This is a genomic window from Streptomyces sp. NBC_01320 (assembly GCF_035974375.1).
GTDB lineage: Bacteria > Actinomycetota > Actinomycetes > Streptomycetales > Streptomycetaceae > Streptomyces > Streptomyces yanii.
The window spans coordinates 3,081,488-3,099,528 of the sequence record NZ_CP108390.1 but is presented as its reverse complement, the minus strand read 5'-3'; the positions used below and the strand labels follow the sequence as shown (position 1 = coordinate 3,099,528).

Here is an 18,041-nt window from a genome sequence, read left to right as displayed (position 1 = left end):
GCGCGTTGCCTCCCCCGCCAGGGGAGGCAACGCGCGGCGTTCCACTCCCGACGGGACCACCGCTGTGCACATCCTCCACACCACCCGCACCCACGCCGCCCGTCTCGTGCTGCTCGGCCTGGCCGCCGCACTGGCGCTGCTCGGCGCCGCAGGCACGGCCCAGGCGCACCCCTTCGGCACACCGCCGGTCGCCCAGGTCAGGGCTGAAGGCCGCACCGTCGACATCACCTGGTCGGCCCAGCAGAACGACCTGGACGTCCTGCACCAGGCAGCCAAGGGGGACGAGGCGGCCTACCTCGGCTCGCACATCACCGTGCACCAGGACGGGCGCGCATGCCGGCTCGGGGCGGTGGACACTGCACGGCTCGCGAGCAAGGGCGCCGTGATCCACTACACCTGCCCCGAACCTGTGGACAAGGTCGCGCTGACCATCACCGCACTGACCGACGTCAACCCGGCCTATCGCACGATCTCCGTGACAAAGAAGGGCGGCGGCGGCCTGCACACAGCAAGCGACCCCACCCTTACCCTCGCCCTCGGCGGAGCCGGCAGCTCCGCCGCCACCGCATCCACGGCGCCGACGACCGTGTGGACCACAGACCTTGCGGCACTGCTGGACCACGGCGTCGTACTGCCACTGGCCCTTCTCGTCTCGGCAGCCGTGGGCGCCTTCCACGCCTGCGCCCCCGGCCACGGGAAGTCGCTCGCGGCCGGGTACCTCGTAGGCGGCCAGGGCCGAGCGCGGGACGCGGTGTGGCTCGGCGCCATCGTGGCCGTCATGCACACCGTGTCGGTCGCCGTACTCGCCGTGGGCTGGTGGCTCGCCGCCCAGCAAGCACCGGACGTCGCAGCGGTGACGAACTGGCTTCAGCTGATCGCGGCCCTGGTCGTGGTCGCCGTGGGCATCGGCCTGCTCCGGCGCCACCTGACCAACCGCAAGCACGGCTACAGCCATGGACACCATCACGACCACGATCACGGGCATGACCACGATCATCATGGCCACGACCACGACCACGACCACGGCCACAGCCACCACATCCCGACGTCCAAGTCCCTGCTCACCTGGCGCGGCATCCTGCTGCTCGGCACGTCCGGCGGCCTGCTCCCCTCCCCGTCCGCGTTCCTCGTCCTCCTCACCGGACTGCTGACCGGCCAGGTCGGCGCGGCGATCGCCATGGTGGCGGCGTTCGGTGCCGGCATGGCGCTGACCCTGACCGGCGTCGGCCTCGTGGTACTGCGCGGTCGCGACGCGTTCCTCGCCCGAGCCACGACCTCGCCCGCGCTGCGCACCTGGAGCACCCGCATCCCGATCATCGCCGCCTGGGCCGTCGTCACCGGCGGCACCATCGCCTCAGCCATCGCCGCCGGCCGCGTCCTGGCAACGTGATCAAGGAAGCCTGGGCTTCGTCCGGTGGCGGTGGGGCTCACCCTTGGGTGGCTCCGCCGGTGAGGCCTTTGACGAAGTACCTCACCAAGTAGCAGACGAGGATGGGCTGGGTGTAGTTGTCCAGCCCCACCGCCGAGCGGACCGGCTTCCACCACCTGCACGCCACCGCAGTCCACCCCCTCACCCCGAGGATCGGACCACCGGACGGCAACCGCAGACGGCCACGCCGCGCCCGAAAAGCCCGGAAACCCCAGGCACACACAGAGTTCGAGAGACGCTGTGCTTGATGAGTGGCAGCCCTACGGCAGCCATTCACGGACGGCCCAGGCGGTGTGGACGTGTTTACGGAGTCCGGCGTACGGGCCGCGCTGTTTGTCCCCGCGTAGCCAGTCCACCAGCGTGCACAGGGTCTGCGCATCACCCGGGCGCAGCATCCCAGCACACCGGCAGCGTTCGGTAGGCTTCCAGAACGTGAGCGAGTACCAGTACTACGAGTTTCTGGCCGTGGACCGCCCGCTGAGCAAGGCCGAGGTGACGCAGGTGCGGGCCCTGTCGACCCGGGCGGACATCACGACGACCCGGTTCGTCAACGAGTACCACTGGGGCGACTTTCGTGGGGATACGACGAAACTGGTCGAGGAGTTCTACGACGCCCACCTGTACTTCGCCAACTGGGGCAGCCGCCGCCTCCTGCTGCGTCTACCCGCCGCCGTGCTCCCTGCGAAGACGGCATCGGTCTACGCGCTGGACGAGTCGCTGAGCGTCCATACCCGCAAAGGGCACATCCTGCTGGACTTCTGTCCGGAGCCGGATGACGGAGGTGAGGAGGACTGGGAGGCCATGGCGTCCTGGACGCTGTCCGCGTTCATCGGGCTCCGGGCCGAGCTCGCCGCGGGCGACCTGCGGCCGCTGTACCTGGCGTGGCTGGCCGGTCTTGGCGTCTGGGAGCTCGCGGACGATGACGAGGAGGAGTACGCGCGCGAGATGGAGCCGCCAGTCCCCGCCGGTCTTGGCACGCTCACCGGCACGCAGCAGGCACTGGCCGAGTTCCTGCGCGTCGACCCGGACCTGCTGAGCGTAGCCGCGCAGGCGAGCGCAGCCGCGACCGAGCCCCGGGCGGACCGGAAACGGCTCGCCTCGTTCATTGCCGAGCTCCCCGCCGTAGAGAAGGATGCCCTGCTACTGAACGCCGCCATGGGCAGCGAGCCGCGTCCCGGAGCAGAGCTGTTGGCCCGTTACCGGGAAGCGACCGGAGACAACCAGCACACCGCACCGGAGGCGCGGCGCAGCGCCGCGCACTTGCTGAATGCCGCTCACGCGCAGCGCACCGGGCGCCTTGAGCGGGAACGCGCAGCGCGGGAAGCGGACGAGCGCCGTCGCGTCGAGGCCGCCGAGGCGGCCCGCGCCGACCAACTGGACCACCTCACCCGCAACGCGGAGCAGACCTGGGGCAGGGTCGAGGAACTCATCGCGCAGAAGAAGCCCACAGCCTACGACCGCGCCTCCGCGCTCCTGGACGACCTGCGCGCCGCCCACGCACGCACCGGCGATATCGCCGCATTCGAGGAGCGGGCCGGACGCCTGCGCGAGGCCCATCGGGGCAAGCCGGCGCTCATGCGTCGCTTCGACGAGATCGGCATTCCCCATCCACGCGAACGGCCCGCGCGGAAATGACTCCGCGCGGGCCTCGCCGGTGCCTGGAAAGGTCAGGTGTCCTCGCGCTCCCGCGCAAGGCCATTGAACTGTCCACGGACGACGAACCAGCCGCCGACCAGCGCCGCCGCGATCAGCGGCAGACACAGCACGGTCGTACGGCCCACTCCGCCGCCCCACCACATCAGGAAGACGACACCGGCGAGGAAGAACAGCGTGACGATCTGCGTGTAGGGGGCCCAGGGCAGCCGGTACGAGGGGCGGGTGACCCTGCCGTCCTGCGAGCGGTGCCAGAACAGCAGCGAACAGAGCATGATCATGCCCCAGGTGCCGAGGATGCCGATCGACGCGAAGTTGAGAACGATCTCGAACGCCTGGCCGGGCATGACGTAATTGAGCACGACGCCCAGCACACCGAAACCGGCGGTCAGCAGGATGCCGCCGTAGGGCACCTGCCCCTTGTTCATCCGGCCGGTGAACCTGGGCGCGGAGCCCGCCAGCGCCATGGACTGCAGGATGCGGCCGGTGGAGTACAGCCCGGAGTTCAGGCTGGAGAGCGCCGCGGTCAGCGCGACCAGGTTCATCACACCGGCCGCGCCCGGGATGCCGAGCTTGTCCATGACGGTGACGAACGGGCTCTGGTCCCCCGAGTACGAGGTGTACGGCAGCAGGAGAGCCAGGAGCACCACCGAGCCGACGTAGAAGAGGCCGACGCGCCACATGATCGAGTTGATCGCCTTGGGCATGATCTTCTCGGGGTTCCCCGTCTCACCTGCGGCTACACCGCACAGCTCGACCGAGGCGTACGCGAACACGACACCCTGGATCACCATCAGCATCGGGAGCGTGCCGGTGGGGAAGATGCCGCCGCTGTCGGAGATGGTGGAGAAGCCGGGCGTGTGACCGTCCACCGGGTGCTGGGTGACCACCAGGAAGATCCCGATGAGCATGAACGCGACCAGGGCGGAGACCTTGATGATTGCGAACCAGAACTCCATCTCACCGAAGTACTTCACCGAGATCAGGTTGGCGGTGAGCACGACGGCAAGGGCGATCAGCGCGAGGATCCACTGCGGGATGTCGCCTGTGATTCTGACAGTGCCCTACATCACTCAGGAATAAATCTGAGGTACATCAGAGGTTACGGGGCGGTAAGCAAGGGGGGCGGGGACGCCTCCGTGCGTCCCCGATATGCCGCGGGCGATGGTGAAGGCCTTGACGGAGGCGATGGTGTTCGCGAATGCGGTCGGGGCGCTGCGATATCGGCGGCGCCGGGACCGGGGCGCAATCGATGCGCGTTGCGATTTTCGCAACGCCCTCGTACGCTGACCGTATGAGTGAGACTGTGAGCGAACGTGTACGGAAGGTCATGGACGCGGCCTCGGTCCACCAGGCAGCGTTCGCCGAGACCATAGGACTGACCCCCGACAAACTGTCGAAGTCTCTCAGCGGCGTCCGACGATTCACGTCTCTTGACCTCGCCCGGATCGCCGAGTTCGGCAACACCACCGTCGACTGGCTGCTGACCGGCCGCGAGCCGCTCCGTCCTGCCTTCGCGGCCCGCGCAAGCGCCCCGGAAGCCGATGACCAGGGGCGCGACAGGCTCGGGGATCTCGTCGAAAGGTTCACGACGGCCCACGAGGTACTGGAATTTCTCGGCCGGTCACCGGAGCTGCCGGAACTGCCGTCCGTCCGGAGCGAGGTGAAGCGCCATGTCGACCAGGGTGTGGCTCTGGCCGAAGACGCCCTGGCAGCCGCGGGGACACCGGCGGTCAGCGATCTGGAGACATCCGAGCTGATCCGCGTCGTGGAGCGTGCCTTCGGCGTGGACGTGGCGAAGATCGGCTTGCCCAGGGGGGTCGACGGTGCGGCCTGGCAGGCGGACGGATTCCGGCTGATTATGATCGGCCGGACGAAGGTGCCGACGCGCCAGCGCTTCACGCTCGCCCATGAACTCGGGCACATCCTGGCCCGGGATGCCCAGGACCTCCTCACGGAGACTCATCTCGCGCCGGGGCGACAGAAGGACCTGACAGAGATCCGCGCCAATGTGTTCGCCGCCGGCCTGCTGATGCCGAGGGACGAGCTGAACGCTGCTGCGAAAGGGCGCGACCTCACGGACGAGGAGCTCAGATCGCTCGTCGTGCGCTTCAAGGTGTCGCCGAGCGCACTCGCCGCCCGGCTTTCCCAGATGGGCCTCATCGATGCGGAGACACGAGGCAGACTGCGTGAACTCGCCACGGAAGCTTGCCACTTGCTGACCGGACAGAGCGACGCGTTCGCAGCCCGCACTGCCTGGGCGGAAGCCGCACGGCTGCCCTACCGCCCCATCCGGTCGCTGTACGAGGCCTACCTCGCCGGAGAGACGACCCTGCGCCCGCTGGCCGCCTACACCGGCCTGGACGTCGATGAGATCCGCGCGACGCTCGAACCCGAGCCGGGGGACGGCACACCGTCCACAGTCGACGCGGACGAAGGGGACCTGGTCTTCCAGCCATGACACGCCGCTGTTGGTTCCCCGACAACACTGTGCTGTGCAACTTCGCGGCGGTCGACCGCCTGAGCCTGCTGGAAAAGGTCCTGGACGGCCGGGGGCGCTGGACGCAGGCGGTTGCGGCGGAGGCTCAGCAGTCGACCCGGTACTGGCCGCGGCTGCGCCAGGTGAGCGAGGACGGGTGGCTCGGCGATCCCATCGAGATCGACGACCCGGCCGAAACCGTACTCGTGGACCGCATACGCCGCGTGGTGTTCGGCGGCTCACCGTCCCGGCCGCTGCAACACCTGGGTGAGGCGGAGACGCTGGTCATCATCGAGCACCGCAGGGAGTTGGCGGACTCCGTATGGATAACGGACGACGGAGAAGCGGGCCGCTACGCCCGCCGCAAAGGCATCTGTGTCAAGAACACGGTCGACCTCATGCGGGAGGCCGTTGCCGGCGAACTGATCGTGGCAGACGACGGCTATCGACTCCTGATCGCGATGGAAGCGGCCGACCGCCATCTGCGGGGCGTCCCGCAGAGGCCGGAGGACTTGCTGCGTTGAAGCCTCCGGAAACAACTCCGGTGAGTATGGGGAGTCCTCGGACCGGGCGGCCGGACGTTCACCTTCGACTCACCGGTACTGACGGCGGGCCGGGAAGCCCTGGCGAGAGAGCTGATGGATCGTTGGGAGGCGCAGCTCTGACTCCGGCTGCCGCGGGCAGCGACGCGCGGCCTCACACACCGGCCTCCACCAGGAATTCACCCGGTCGACCCGACCACGATACGTACAGCTCGTCGCGAGCGCTCGTGACCCCGGGCGTCCCCGCTGTTCGACCCGTGCGCGTCACGATGTTGTCTGCCCCCGGAACGGACCCGTACTTCCGCACTTCCGTACTCTGTGACCCGATAGTGGACTCGGCCGGTGCGAGGCCATCCACTCCATGGCCGCGCCCTACGAAGATCTGTTTGGATGAGGGAACGCATCATCAGTAACACCCGGCCGGCGTTGCTTTGGGGTGAGCGTGACGTAGCGTTGCCCTTTTGGCGGTGTTCGGAAAAGCACCGCAAGGCATCGTTGTGCCCTCATCAGTCATGGGGCACCGAGGGGTATTGGGATGAAGCTCTGCTTCCTCGTCGAAGAGCTGTACCGGCATGACGGCATGCCACTTGACGTGGCCCGACGACTGTCGTCGTGGGGACACCAGGTGGACGTGGTGCGCCCCGGCGGCTCGCTGCTGCGGATTTCGGAAGAGGTGCGGGCGGGGACCCATGACGCCTGGGTGCTCAAGACCGTGTCCGGCGGCCCCGGGCTCACCCTTCTGGAGGCCGCGGCGGCCGTGGGCCTGACTACGGTGAACGACGCGCGGTCGATCCGTGCGGTGCGCGACAAGGTCCTCACATCGGTCATCGCGCGGCAGCACGGGCTACCGGTTCCGGTGACCTATTCGGCACCCAGGGCCACACTGTTCGCGGATGTCCCCGACGAGCTCTTCCCCCTGGTGGTCAAGCCCGCCGATGGCAGCTCGGGGCGGGGGGTGCGGTTCGTGCCGGAACCCGGGCGCCTGGCGGAGGCGGAGCAGGCGGGGGAGGGCCAACTGATCGCACAGCCGTATGTGCCCAACCCCGGTTCCGACCTGAAGGTCTACTGTCTCGCGGGCGAGTTCCACGCGACCTTGCGACGCTCCCCGCTCCACCCGGACGGGCCGGTCGAGGAGGGAGCTGTCCCCCTGCCCGCCGAGGTGGCCGCGGCGGCGGCGAAGGTGGGGGCGGTCTTCGGCCTCGACCTGTACGGCATCGACGTGGTGCTCGGCCCCGATGGGCCCGTCATTGTCGACATCAATGACTTCCCGAGCTTTCGTCAGGTCCCGGACGCCGTGTCCCGGTTGGCCGGCGCCGTCCTCGATCTGGCCAGGGCGGGTGGCAGCGCGCGGACGGGCGTACTCGCCCCGGCTCCGCGCATTCCCTCCCAGTCGCTGATCCCCTACGGACAGCCTCACCCGCACCCCGAAGCGGACATGCTGGCGGCCGTACCGGGAGTCGCCCAGATATGAGGGTGTGTCTGCTGACCGACAAGCCGGATCATCCGCTGCTTGCCGCCGCCTCTTTCGCACTGATCGAGGCGGGGCACCAGGTGACGTTTCTGAACCCGGACACCGGGACCGGATGCCCGTCGGAACTGGTGATCCCGGACGATCTCGCGGACGTCTACCTGCTCAAGGCCCATAACGCCCGGGCACTGGAGCTTGCCCGTTTCCTCGAAGCACAGGGTGCCCGGGTGGTGAACTCCGCCGCTGCGACGGAGCTGTGCCAGGACAGGAGCCGGATCGCAGCCGTGGCCGAAGACGCCGGCCTGCCGATGCCCCGGACCAAGACCCTGGACGCGCTGTCCGAAGCCCTCCCCGGAGCGGAGCGGCCGGAGAACGGCTATCCGCTCATGGTGAAGAGTCGCCACAGCCGGCGCGCGGACCTGGTCGCCCGCGTGGACGGCCCGGCCGAGCTTCGGAACCTTGCCGCAAAGTGGCCCGACGAGCCAGTCGTCCTGCAGGAGTTCGTCGCGAACAGCGGCTGGGACCACAAGCTGTGGGTGATCGCGGGAGAGGTGTTCACGGGGGTGCGCCCCGCACCGGTGGGCGCCCCGCCGGACAGTGCGCTGCCGGCTGCACTGGTCCGTGACCTGCCGCACGACTGGACGGAAACAGCCCTTCACATGGGCGAGGTCTTCGGCCTGGACGTCTACGGTGTCGACCTGCTGGACCGCGAAGGGACGCCCGTCGTCGTCGACATCAACGCCTTCCCGGGCATCCGCGGGCCGAAGGGCGCCCCGGCCGCGCTGGCAGCCCTGGCGTTGCAGCGCCCCGGTTTCGCTCATCCCGCCTATGAGGCCTGACACACCCAGGCCTCCACCAGGAACTCGCTCGGCGCGCCCGACCACGACACGTGCACCCCGCTGAGGATCGCGGCGGGTGTAACGCGGCCTGGCGAGCGATGGTGAGTTGGTCGCATCGCATCGCCGGGCCGCGCCACTGCTTCAATCGGTTGATGCACCGCCGTGATCCCGGCCGACGCACGCCCTCCGGTTCTCAACCCAGGAGCTGAGTGAAGCGGATGCTGTTGCCGAAGGGGTCGCGGAGGCCGCAGTCGATTCCGTATGGGCGGTCCGTGGGCTCATCGGTGAACTCCACGCCCCGGCCCAGCAGGGTCTCATACGTCTTCCGGCAGTCGTCCGTGGTGAAGATGAGCGAGCCGCCCATGGCGCCCTTCGTCACCAGTTCACGGACCTGCTGAGCCGTCTCCTCGGACATCGCTGGAGGTCCCGGCTTCTCCAGCAGGATCTGGCGTTCCGGATCGCCGGGGATGCTGACCGTGAGCCAGCGCATGAAGCCCATGTCGACGTCGGCGTTGACCTCCAGCCCGAGCTTGCCGACGTAGAAGTCGAGGGCCTCGTCCTGGTCGAGGACGTAGATCTGAGAGTGCGTGATGGCGTTGAACATGTGCATCACGCTAGTGGGTCGGCCCGGCGAAAACTTATCCAAAACTGCTCAGCCGACGGCCCGTGTGGAGGGATTGCACCGGCGCTCAGATGCTCGGTCGCGTCCACGCCTTCGTGAAGCACGTGGGCACGTTCACGGCTGCCGTCTCCTTGCGATACGTCCTCGGTGACCGGCCGACGATGTCGCGGAACGTGCGGCTGAAAGTGCCGGTGCTGCCGAACCCGACCTCGTAACAGATGTCCGTGATGCTGCGGTCGGTCTCCCGCAGCAGGGACATTGCCCGCTCAACACGGCGGCGCTGCAGATAGCGGTGCGGCGTCTCGCCGAAGGTGGCCCGGAAGGTACGTGCGAAGTGTGCCGGGGACACATGGGCGATCCGGGCCAGGGCCGGGACGTCCAGCGGCCGCGCGTACGCGCGGTCCATCGCATCCCGTGCCCGGAGCATGCGGCGGTTGGTCTCTTCGACGGTGCGGCTCACGGCACCATCCCACCACAGGTCTACGCGGCCTCGTCAGGCTGCGAGGTCCTCGGTGATCTCCCTGACCTGCCGGCTCGCCGACGGGGCCCACCAGGCGCTCGGTACAGCCACCCGGGCGACCGCCTCGCCCAGCCACTGCGGGTCACCCAGCCGGTGGACCGTTCTCGTCTCCGAGGCCTTCCGGAACTGTTCCTTCACCAGAAAGTCGTGGGCACCGGTGTAGGAACGCTGCCCGAGTCTCGTGGTCGACGGGCGCGGCATCATGACGGCAGGGCGCACGGCGGCCTCGCCTCACTCACCGAGTCCGAGCCTGCTCGGTTCGGCGCTCCAGGCCACCCGGCACCGATACCCGGACCGGCGTGTGGTGACCGTGCAGGGGACAGACATCGACGATGTCGTCGAGTACGACGAACAGCACCACCTGGACCAGGCAGTGGTCGAGGGGTTGATCTTGGGCGCCGCACCCGCGACTGGGGGTGTACGGCAGCACCTCGACCTGTCGGCGGACGTCGCCTGGCCCCCTTCGCGCGACCGGCCTCGCTGTATCCCCATCGCGGTCAGTCAGCCCATCAGTTTCGCGTTCACACCCGCGACGAACTCGTACAGTGGCCCCTCCGTGATGATCCCGTCCCCCAGCCCCACACGCTCCGGAGCCACATCGATCACGGTCACGACGGTGCTCCCCAGGCCGATGACCACCCACCACCGCCGACCGTCGACATCCACGCTCCAGGTGGACTTGACCCACTTGCCGGTGTCGGTCCGCACGTCGGCGGAGACCAGTTCCCAGGTATCCGGATCGAACTCGACGAGCCGGCCGGTCGGCGCGTGCCGTCCTGCCAGCCGCTCAAGCGCGTGCCGGCCGGTTCGTAGCGATACAGGCACCCCCATGATGTGTCGCACCCGCGTGAACAGTGCGTCCGGACCGGACCGGACATGGAATCGTGCCGTGGCGAAGCGAGGGGTCATGCTCGCGCCCCCGGCTCGCTCGCCGCGGACACTGCCCCGACCAGATCGGCCAGTGCCGAAGCCAGCGCGGTCAGGCCGGGGCCGGCAGGTCCACCTGGCTCGGACATGTACACATCGCGACGGATCTCGATCATCAGGGCGCTGACGCGCGGGTCCGTGCCGTAGTGCTTCAGTGGTACGTACGTACCGGCGAAGGGGCTGTTGATGCCGGTGCCCCCGAAACCGGCGAACGCCTTCTCGGCCTGGGCGAGGAGTTCCGACGGGGTGTGGAAGGCGTCCGTGCCCAGGCAGATCGGTGGGCGCGGTCCGGAGCCGTGGAGTTCGTAGGGGAGCGGGGCCGTCGGGTAGGAGTGGACGTCGATGATGACGGCGCGGCCGGTGGCGGCCAGTCGTTCGTCGACGGCGGTGGTCATGGCTTCCGCGTAGGGGTGGAAGTAGCGGTCGATGAGGGGCTCCGGATCCACTTCCGGTGAGCGGAGCTGCTCGCGATGCGTGGTCTGCGTATAGACCGCGCCCATGCCGACCGCCAGCATCTCCTCGCGCTCGTCGGGGAACCGTTCGGGATCGATGACGAGCCGCGACAGGTTGTTGACGAATCGCCAGGGCGTGACGGGAGCAGCCAGAGCGGCTTCGGCGGCCAGTTCGGCCGTGTGGGAGTCCGTGATGTGGTCGAGCTCCAGCTCCAGGGCCTTGTCGTCCAGTTCGATTCCGGTACGCACCTGCTCGGGGATGTGGCGAGCCGAGTGCGGCACATGCAGCAGGACCGATGAGGCGATCCCGCCGGGCAGAAGGCGGAACGGCTGGTGCGCGTGGAGCATGGAGGGTTCCTTCGGGGCGGATCGTCGCTGGGTACATCGACGAGGCGGAGTGCCGGGCTTGCGGCACTCCGCCTCGCCATATCCGATTGTCCACCGACGGTGTTCGAGTGGGGCGACGGGGGTGACGGGCGTGCGGGGCTCGGATCCGCTATCGGGAGGAAGCGATCAGCGGGAGTTACTCATGGGTTGACGCCGGGTGTCGGGAGGCCTTCCATCGCGTACCCAGGTGGTGGAGGCCTCATCGGGCGTGCCGTCAGCGGGCGGTCGCGTAGACGATGAGGTTGTCCACCGGGTGGCCCTGGGCGTCGAATGCGCCGTCGCAGGTGATGAGACGGAGGGCGCGGTCGTCGGTCCTGCCGTACACCTTCTTCGTGGGGAACGCCTTCTTGCTCACGGACTCCGTGCCGGTGACGGTGAAGTGGGTTGTCTGGCCTTGCTCGTCGCGCACGACGATGTCCGCGCCCTTGCCGATCTTCTTCAGGTCGTGGAAGACCGCCCTGCCGAACCGGGTGTCGTTGTGCCCGATCAGGACGGCTGCTCCGCGCTCGCCCGGAATCGCACCTCCGGTGTACCAGCCCGCCGTCATGCCCTTCTCCGCCGGTGGGACCTCGACGGTGCCGTCCGCGTTGAGGCCGAGCGGCAGCAAGGAACTGGTCACTCCGATCGAGGGGATCGCCACCTGGGCGGGAGCCGCGGGCTGTTCCGCCGCGGGGGAGGCGGGGGAGTGCGTGGGGGAGCGGACAGGGGGTGCCGGCTCCGCGGCGTGGGATGTGCAGCCGGTGAGGAGGGCGAGCGTGAGGCAGGTGAGAGCCGTCAGCGCGGCGGATCGCTGAGGTCTGTGGTGCGCAGGGGACATGCGGGCTCCGGAGCAGGGGACAGGAGGAGCGGAGACGGGCGGTGGCGCCGCCCATGAGGGGCGGCGCCACCGCAAGGGTCAGCCGTTGCGATGCGCGGTCGCGCGGCGACGGCGCAGCACCAGAGTGCCCGCGCCCCCGAGCAGGGCCGCGGCGGCGACCGAACCCGCGACGGCGGTGGTGTTGCTCGTCGTGCCGATCGGCCGCTCACCCGCGGCCACGCCGCCACGCGGCTCGGCGGAACCACGCTTCAAGGGCGCGGCCGGGACCGGGCTGGGCCTGTCGCCCGCGGCCACGCCGCCTCGGGGCGCCACCGACGGTCCCTCGCCACGTGCGGGCCTGCTCGTCCCGGCTTCCGGAGCGGGCGCCGGGGTCCGCTCGGTGGACGTCACCGAAGGGCTGGGCGTTGCGTCGGAAGGGACCGATGCGAGGGCCGTGGTGGAGGGGAGGAGTGCTGCGCCCGCCGCGACGGCGGTGAGGACGGCGATGCGCAGGGTCGGACGGGGACGGTGGGACATACGTGGCTCCAGTTCCAGCCCGGCCTTGGTGGTGCCTGGATGCCGATTCGCACCAGGCGCCGGGCATGCCGTCAGCCTCGCGTGAACTTATGAAGAAGCTGTCAGATCGCTGTGGTCATCGCATCAGCCCTGATGGTCCGGCGCGGCCTCGTCCGGACGCTGCGACGGCGCCGGTGGCCGGCCTGCCGGTGTGCGATGCGGACCCGTCGGCAGGCGCAACGTGAAGACCGAGCCCTTTCCCTCCGTACTCGATGCGCTCACTGCGCCGCCATGCGCCTCGGCGAGTTTGCGGACGATGGCCAGGCCGAGTCCGCTGCCGCCGGTGCGGCGGCTCCGCGACTTCTCCGCGCGCCAGAAACGGTCGAAGACGTACGGGAGGTCCTCGGGTGAGATGCCGCTGCCGGTGTCCTCGACGTCCACGACCACCTCGTCACCTGACTCGGAGCCGCACGCCCGCAGCGTCACGCGCCCGTCCGGAGGTGTGTGGCGTACCGCGTTGGACACCAGGTTGCCGAGGGCCTGCCGCAGCCGAACCGGGTCGGCGGTCAGGGGGAGAGGTGGGGGTCCGGGGTCCGCCGTGCTTACCGTCAGCGTCACTCCGGCCGTCTCGGCGCGGGCCTGGTGCGCCGCGGCGACCTGGCCGAGGAGGTCGTCGATCCGTATCGGCGCCGGGTGCAGACGCAGCGCGCCCGCGTCGGCGGCGGCCAGGTCCTGAAGGTCGTCGACGATGTGCTGCAGCTGAACGGCCTCCTCCAGGAGCGAGGAGACGAAAGCCGGGTCGAGGTCCGCCACGCCGTCCTGCGCTGCCTCCAGCCAGCCGCGGATATTGCTCAGCGGGGTGCGCAACTCGTGGGCGACGTCGCTGACCATCACTTTCCGCTGTTCCTCAAGGCGTGCACGATGCGCCGTCATGTCGTTGAACGTGGCGGCCAGTCGCCCGATCTCGTTGTCCGCGGTGACCGGTACGGGCGCCGACTCCTCGCCGTCCCGCATCCGCTGGGCCGCACCGGTGAGTGCCTGCAACGGCCGTACGAGCCGGGCTCCAGCCAGCACCGAGGCGCCGACGGTGAGGGCGAGGACCAGGGCCGCGACACCGGCGATACGGGCGGTGTTCGCCGGTGAGAGATCGAAACCGGGGACGGTGGCGCCGCCCGCGTCCCCGATGAACAACAGTGCGGGCGAGGCGACGTACGAACTGAGCTGCTCGCGGCGGGCCGTGCCGACGCACGACGCGATCGCCCGGTCGTTGTCGCTGCTCTGGACGGTCGGCACCGGGACGGGGGTAGCGGTGGCAGGCCGACGGACCGGGCCGACGCTCGGTTCCGGCTCGGGGTCCTGGCCCCAGGAGAGGTCCAGGCGCAGGTGTACGGCTGCACGGCCCTGGCGGTCCAGGCAGGCGTCGGCCAGCTCATTGAGCGCGTCGAGTGCCTTTTTCTCGGTTTCGGTGGGTCTGTCCAGCGCGTCGGTCGAGCATCTGGTGCCAAGGATCCGGTCGGGGTCGTTGCCGACGATCTGGATGCGGGGGCGCCCGCTCGGTTCCTCGACGACGTCCGAGGCGATCCCGGCGTCGTTCAGGCACGCCACGCCCCGGTCGGCGGTGCGACGCAACTGCGCACGTTCGGCCGGCGGCAGGCGGAACGGCCCCACCGCCCGCGGGTCGATGCGATCGGCCGCGGTGCCGGTCGCTCCGGAGGACTGTGCAGCCAGCGCTGTGTCCACGGAGAGCGGGTCGACCATGGCCGACGCCTGTGTGGGAAGCGCGGGCGGGGACGCCCCGGTCGCGGAGTCGGCGATGATCTCCCGGCCCTGGGTGGTCAGGGCGATCCGGCGGCCCGACCGCGTCGCCAGATCGCGGACCGTCTTCTCGACACCGTCCCACTGGGAATGACCCGCCGCGTAACCGAGCAGCTTGGTGTAGATCCGGGCATCCGCGGTGAGGTTCTGGCCCTGCTCCTGCTTGATGGCACCGGAGGTGGTCTGTACGGCGAGCCAGGCGGTGGCCGCCACCGAACAGGCCGCCACCAGCGCCGATACGGCCAACAGCCGCCCGAGCAGACTCTTGCGGAGCGGCAGTCGCCGGCGGTCGACCCGCCCACGGCTACGCACGCGACGCGCTCCTTGCGGGGTCGGTCAGTTTGTACCCGACTCCGAAGACGGTGAGCAGCCGGGCCGGCTTCCGCGGGGCGGGCTCGATCTTCTTGCGCAGGTTCATGATGTGCACGTCGACCGTGCGGTCGCTGATGTACCGGTCGAAGCCGTGCAGCTCCTCCAGGAGTCGCTGCCTGCTGAAGACCCGGTCGGGCTCGGCGGCCATCGCGGCGAGGATGCGGAACTCGCCCGGCGTGCATTCCACGGACGTGCCGTCGACCGATATCTCGTGCCGGGCGGGGTCGACCCTGAGTGCGCCCACGGAGAGCACCTCGTCAACGGTGTCCGTGGAGGGCGCCACCTTCTCCGACCGCTTCGTGCGGCGCAGGAGCGTACGGACCCGGGCCATCAGTTCGCGCGGGCTGTACGGCTTGGTCATGTAGTCGTCCGCGCCCAGGTCGAGACCGAGCAGCAGATCGTCCTCGGTTGTGCGGGCCGTCAGCATCAGCACCGCCAGCTCCCGGTGCTCGGCCCGCAGCACACGTACCACGTCGAGCCCGTCCGCCCCCGGCATCATCACATCGAGCACGAGCAGGTCGGGCTTCCCCTGCCGCACCTCGTCGAGCGCGGCGAGACCGTCCCCGACGACGGTGACCGCGTGCCCTTCGCGTTCCAGATAGCGGCGTACGAGTTCGGCCTGCTTCGGGTCGTCTTCCGCGACGATGACGTTGGCGCACACCCGGACGATCGTAGAGGAGTTCGGATCGCCACTCCGGCCCGGCGGGCAGCGGACCTCGCCCTCTCCGAGCCGCTCCCTCACTGCACACTCTCCGCCCCCGCCCGTGGGCAGGCTCTTGCCGTACCGGCCGCCACGCCCTCCGGGTGAGGTGGGTGCCCGGACGGTCACGGCGGTGGAGAACAGGATCGGTTCGCGCTGGTGGTTCGGGGACCGCTACCGTGCGGTCGGACGTGGACCGTACGACAGGACAGGCAGGGCCGGTGTGATGCGGATGTTCTTCGCGCCCGAGGAGACCGAAGAATACGAGGCAGCGTGTTCGCTGCTGATCCACCGGATGGGTCAGTGGGCCGGGGAGCGCGGCGAGAGCGTGGACCCCTTCGTCGTCGAGACGGCGCTCGATTATCGCCATCGAGGTACCCCCGACGGGCGACTGGGGCTGTGGGAGCCCCGGCACATCGAGGCGTATCTGCTGGACTGGATGCCGCGCACGATCACCGTGCTGCCCGGCGAGGAGCCGGCGGATGTGCCCGGCACGCTCGCAGCCCTGCTGCGCTACCTCGATGCGATGGGCCTCAGCGACCCGCGCGGGGCCTCGCTGGCCGACAACCTGGCTGCGATCGAGACCCTCGCACCGCGGCACGCCCCCGCCATGGCTGACCGCGGCCGCTGGGGAATGGCGAAGTTCTGGATGACCACCGCAGCCGAGCAGGGTGTCGACATCCACGATCCGGCGGCGCTTCAGGGCTTCGTGGAGCGGGCTCAGCGAGGCGAGGTGACGTACGACCAGGACGTACTGGACGAGGTGGTGCGCAACCACCTGACGCGCGGCCCGGCAGCCGTGACACGCGCCGAACCGCAGCTGCCGGTCCTGCTGCCCGCGGAGAAGGAGCTGCGTGCGCGCGCCGAGACGTCCCGTGCGTTGCGGTGGCTGCGAGGGATCGCCGACTGGGCGGGCCCTGAGGGGCGCGTGCTCACCGCGACGGGCCACCTGCGGATGGCAGACGCGCGGGCCCTCGTCGCCGAGCTGGGGACAGGCGACGCGGTGGATTCGGTGCGCTCCTCCACGCAGCTGCCGCGGCTGGGGCTTGCGGTCGAGTGGGCGAAGAAGGCCCGGCTGGTCCGGGTGGTCAAGGGGCGGCTCTACGCGGTCGCCAAGGCGCAGCCCCTGCTGAAGGACCCGCTCGCGTTGTGGCGGCGTGCCTTCGAGACCTTCTCCGAGCTGCGCGGACCACTCCTGGGTACCCGCAGCAGCCGACACGTCGAGTCGATGCTCTTCGACAGCTTCCAGGACATCGTGCCGGATGTTCTCAACACCCTCTACAGCCTTCCGCACGCCATGCCCTGGCCCCGGCTGCGCGATTCGCTGCACCTGGCCTACCGCGCCGAGTACGACCTGACCGGGCACTACGCCTGGAAGATGGAACTCGGACATGCGGACCGTGATCTGCGCACCGCACTGGATGTGCTGGAGGACCTGGGCGCGATCAAGCGGCACGAGGGCATGGCCGACCCGGTCTTCCTCGACCTACCGCTCGAGGAGTCCGTGCTGCCGCCCGCCGGGATGCCGCCGGAGCTCGCCGAGCTCTTCGGCGCCGTCGCCGGTGGACAGAGGGAGAGCGAGGATGCCGAAGAGCGGAGCAAGGAGCAGCGGGCGGAACTGACCGGCGGACCCGTCGAGTTGATCCGCCTCACCGCCCTCGGACACGACTCCGTACGCCGTCGGCTGCTCACCGAGGGGCGTGATGCCCCGCTCGTCGGTGAACTCGCCGACGCCCCCGCCGCCGGGCTCCTCGGCGTCATCGCCGAGCACTACGACCCGGACGCCGCCCGCACCGAACTCGCTGCCTGGGTCGCCGCCCGGGAGAGCCCTGCCGAGGCGTTGGAGAAGCTGACCGACGCGGTGCGCGCGGCCCCGTTCCGTACCCGCGCCGAAGCCATGCTGGACGCACTCGTCGACGCGTACCCGGACGGCGAGGCCGTGCTGCGCGGCCTGCGCGGCGACCCGCTCCTCGCACCCACCGCCCTGAGTGTCCTGGTACGCCGGGAGGTCCTGGATGCCGAGGACCTCACCGAGGCCGAGAGCCTCCTCATGGTCGCCGAGAGTCTGCTCCAGCTCCTGGAGACGGCGGGCCCCGAGGGCTTCCTCGAAGTCCTGGGAGGCCAGGAACTCTCCGCCCGTGAGGCTCTTGAGGCGGCCCTCGTATCCGGTCATCCCGACCGGTCGGGCCTGGCGGACCTGAAGGCGGTCGCCGAGCAGGCCCGTCGGCAGCAGGCTGTGCGTCTGGGCCGCGGCCATCAGCGGCGCCGGCCGGGCCGAGGAGGCAAGGGCAAGGGCGGCAAGCGGCGGCGGTGACGCCGCTGCGGGACACCGGGCCGGGTCGGCGGCCGAGCGGCCCAATGGCCTCGTCCTGGGCCGGCAGCCAGGCCAGGGCCACCTGCGACCGGAACCCGTATCCACCCGCGGACAGTCACGGCGGAGGAGAACCGGATCCGTGCGTGCGGGTCGCTTCGGGGGCTGCCGGCGTGCGCCGGGTCGGCACCCGTCACACTCTGTATGGTTTTG

General features: G+C 69.8%; 18 protein-coding genes and 1 pseudogene. 7 read left to right on the top strand and 12 right to left on the bottom strand.

What is annotated here, in order from left to right; all coding sequences use genetic code 11:
• Positions 1–64: 64 nt before the first annotated feature.
• Positions 65–1,390: a hypothetical protein gene (locus OG395_RS14390; RefSeq protein ID WP_327243289.1), complete on the top strand. Its 1,326-nt coding sequence runs from the start codon at positions 65–67 to the stop codon at positions 1,388–1,390.
• Between the two features lie 37 nt (positions 1,391–1,427).
• On the opposite strand, the gene OG395_RS14385 is transcribed toward OG395_RS14390, so the two are convergent.
• Together OG395_RS14385 and OG395_RS14380 are read right to left on the bottom strand one after the other, a co-directional pair.
• Complete coding sequence (locus OG395_RS14385; protein ID WP_327243288.1) at positions 1,428–1,556, bottom strand: hypothetical protein; 129 nt, start codon at positions 1,554–1,556, stop codon at positions 1,428–1,430.
• Between the two features lie 133 nt (positions 1,557–1,689).
• Complete coding sequence (locus OG395_RS14380) at positions 1,690–1,824, bottom strand: hypothetical protein (protein WP_327243287.1); 135 nt, start codon at positions 1,822–1,824, stop codon at positions 1,690–1,692.
• Positions 1,825–1,861: 37 nt separating this feature from the next.
• On the opposite strand from OG395_RS14380, the gene OG395_RS14375 reads away from it, so the two are divergent.
• Entirely contained in the window at positions 1,862–3,064 is a 1,203-nt protein-coding gene (locus tag OG395_RS14375; protein ID WP_327243286.1) for a hypothetical protein, read from the top strand.
• A gap of 32 nt (positions 3,065–3,096) precedes the next feature.
• Here the strand turns inward: OG395_RS14375 and OG395_RS14370 are convergent.
• Positions 3,097–4,125 (bottom strand): annotated as a pseudogene (locus OG395_RS14370) (amino acid permease); the annotation flags it as partial.
• A 251-nt stretch (positions 4,126–4,376) separates the two neighbouring features.
• Here OG395_RS14370 and OG395_RS14365 point away from each other — a divergent pair.
• The 4 genes from OG395_RS14365 to OG395_RS14350 all read left to right on the top strand — a co-directional run bounded on the left by OG395_RS14365 (position 4,377) and on the right by OG395_RS14350 (position 8,410).
• Complete coding sequence (locus tag OG395_RS14365) at positions 4,377–5,543, top strand: helix-turn-helix domain-containing protein (protein ID WP_327243285.1); 1,167 nt, start codon at positions 4,377–4,379, stop codon at positions 5,541–5,543.
• The gene (locus OG395_RS14360) at positions 5,540–6,085 is read left to right on the top strand and encodes a hypothetical protein (RefSeq protein ID WP_327243284.1); all 546 of its coding nucleotides are present in this window, start codon (positions 5,540–5,542) and stop codon (positions 6,083–6,085) included. Before OG395_RS14365 ends, OG395_RS14360 begins: the two co-directional genes overlap by 4 nt.
• Positions 6,086–6,638: 553 nt before the next feature.
• Positions 6,639–7,574, top strand: coding sequence for an ATP-grasp domain-containing protein (locus tag OG395_RS14355; protein WP_327243283.1), 936 nt, complete (start codon positions 6,639–6,641; stop codon positions 7,572–7,574).
• Entirely contained in the window at positions 7,571–8,410 is an 840-nt protein-coding gene (locus OG395_RS14350) for an ATP-grasp domain-containing protein (protein WP_327243282.1), read from the top strand. Before OG395_RS14355 ends, OG395_RS14350 begins: the two co-directional genes overlap by 4 nt.
• Positions 8,411–8,603: 193 nt before the next feature.
• Here the strand turns inward: OG395_RS14350 and OG395_RS14345 are convergent, their stop codons facing one another.
• The 9 genes from OG395_RS14345 to OG395_RS14305 all read right to left on the bottom strand — a co-directional run bounded on the left by OG395_RS14345 (position 8,604) and on the right by OG395_RS14305 (position 15,478).
• The gene (locus OG395_RS14345; protein WP_327243281.1) at positions 8,604–9,014 is read right to left on the bottom strand and encodes a VOC family protein; all 411 of its coding nucleotides are present in this window, start codon (positions 9,012–9,014) and stop codon (positions 8,604–8,606) included.
• Positions 9,015–9,099: 85 nt separating this feature from the next.
• Complete coding sequence (locus OG395_RS14340; RefSeq protein ID WP_327249335.1) at positions 9,100–9,459, bottom strand: AraC family transcriptional regulator; 360 nt, start codon at positions 9,457–9,459, stop codon at positions 9,100–9,102.
• Between the two features lie 66 nt (positions 9,460–9,525).
• Positions 9,526–9,771 carry a hypothetical protein gene (locus OG395_RS14335; protein ID WP_327243280.1) on the bottom strand — a complete coding sequence of 82 codons (246 nt, stop codon included), beginning with the start codon at positions 9,769–9,771 and terminating at the stop codon, positions 9,526–9,528.
• A gap of 282 nt (positions 9,772–10,053) precedes the next feature.
• Entirely contained in the window at positions 10,054–10,383 is a 330-nt protein-coding gene (locus OG395_RS14330) for a hypothetical protein (RefSeq protein WP_327243279.1), read from the bottom strand.
• Between the two features lie 74 nt (positions 10,384–10,457).
• Positions 10,458–11,279 (bottom strand): N-formylglutamate amidohydrolase, encoded by an 822-nt coding sequence (locus OG395_RS14325; protein ID WP_327243278.1) that lies wholly within the window; start codon positions 11,277–11,279, stop codon positions 10,458–10,460.
• A 253-nt stretch (positions 11,280–11,532) separates the two neighbouring features.
• Positions 11,533–12,135 carry a class F sortase gene (locus tag OG395_RS14320; protein WP_327243277.1) on the bottom strand — a complete coding sequence of 201 codons (603 nt, stop codon included), beginning with the start codon at positions 12,133–12,135 and terminating at the stop codon, positions 11,533–11,535.
• A gap of 78 nt (positions 12,136–12,213) precedes the next feature.
• Positions 12,214–12,651 carry a hypothetical protein gene (locus OG395_RS14315; RefSeq protein ID WP_327243276.1) on the bottom strand — a complete coding sequence of 146 codons (438 nt, stop codon included), beginning with the start codon at positions 12,649–12,651 and terminating at the stop codon, positions 12,214–12,216.
• 123 nt (positions 12,652–12,774) lie between these two features.
• Positions 12,775–14,757 (bottom strand): sensor histidine kinase, encoded by a 1,983-nt coding sequence (locus tag OG395_RS14310; protein ID WP_327243275.1) that lies wholly within the window; start codon positions 14,755–14,757, stop codon positions 12,775–12,777.
• A complete protein-coding gene (locus OG395_RS14305) occupies positions 14,750–15,478 on the bottom strand; it encodes a response regulator transcription factor (RefSeq protein ID WP_327243274.1) in 729 nt (242 codons plus the stop codon). The genes OG395_RS14310 and OG395_RS14305 overlap by 8 nt, the downstream gene beginning before the upstream one ends.
• Before the next feature lie 172 nt (positions 15,479–15,650).
• On the opposite strand from OG395_RS14305, the gene OG395_RS14300 reads away from it, so the two are divergent.
• Entirely contained in the window at positions 15,651–17,831 is a 2,181-nt protein-coding gene (locus OG395_RS14300) for a hypothetical protein (protein WP_327243273.1), read from the top strand.
• The last annotated feature ends 210 nt before the right edge of the window (positions 17,832–18,041 follow it).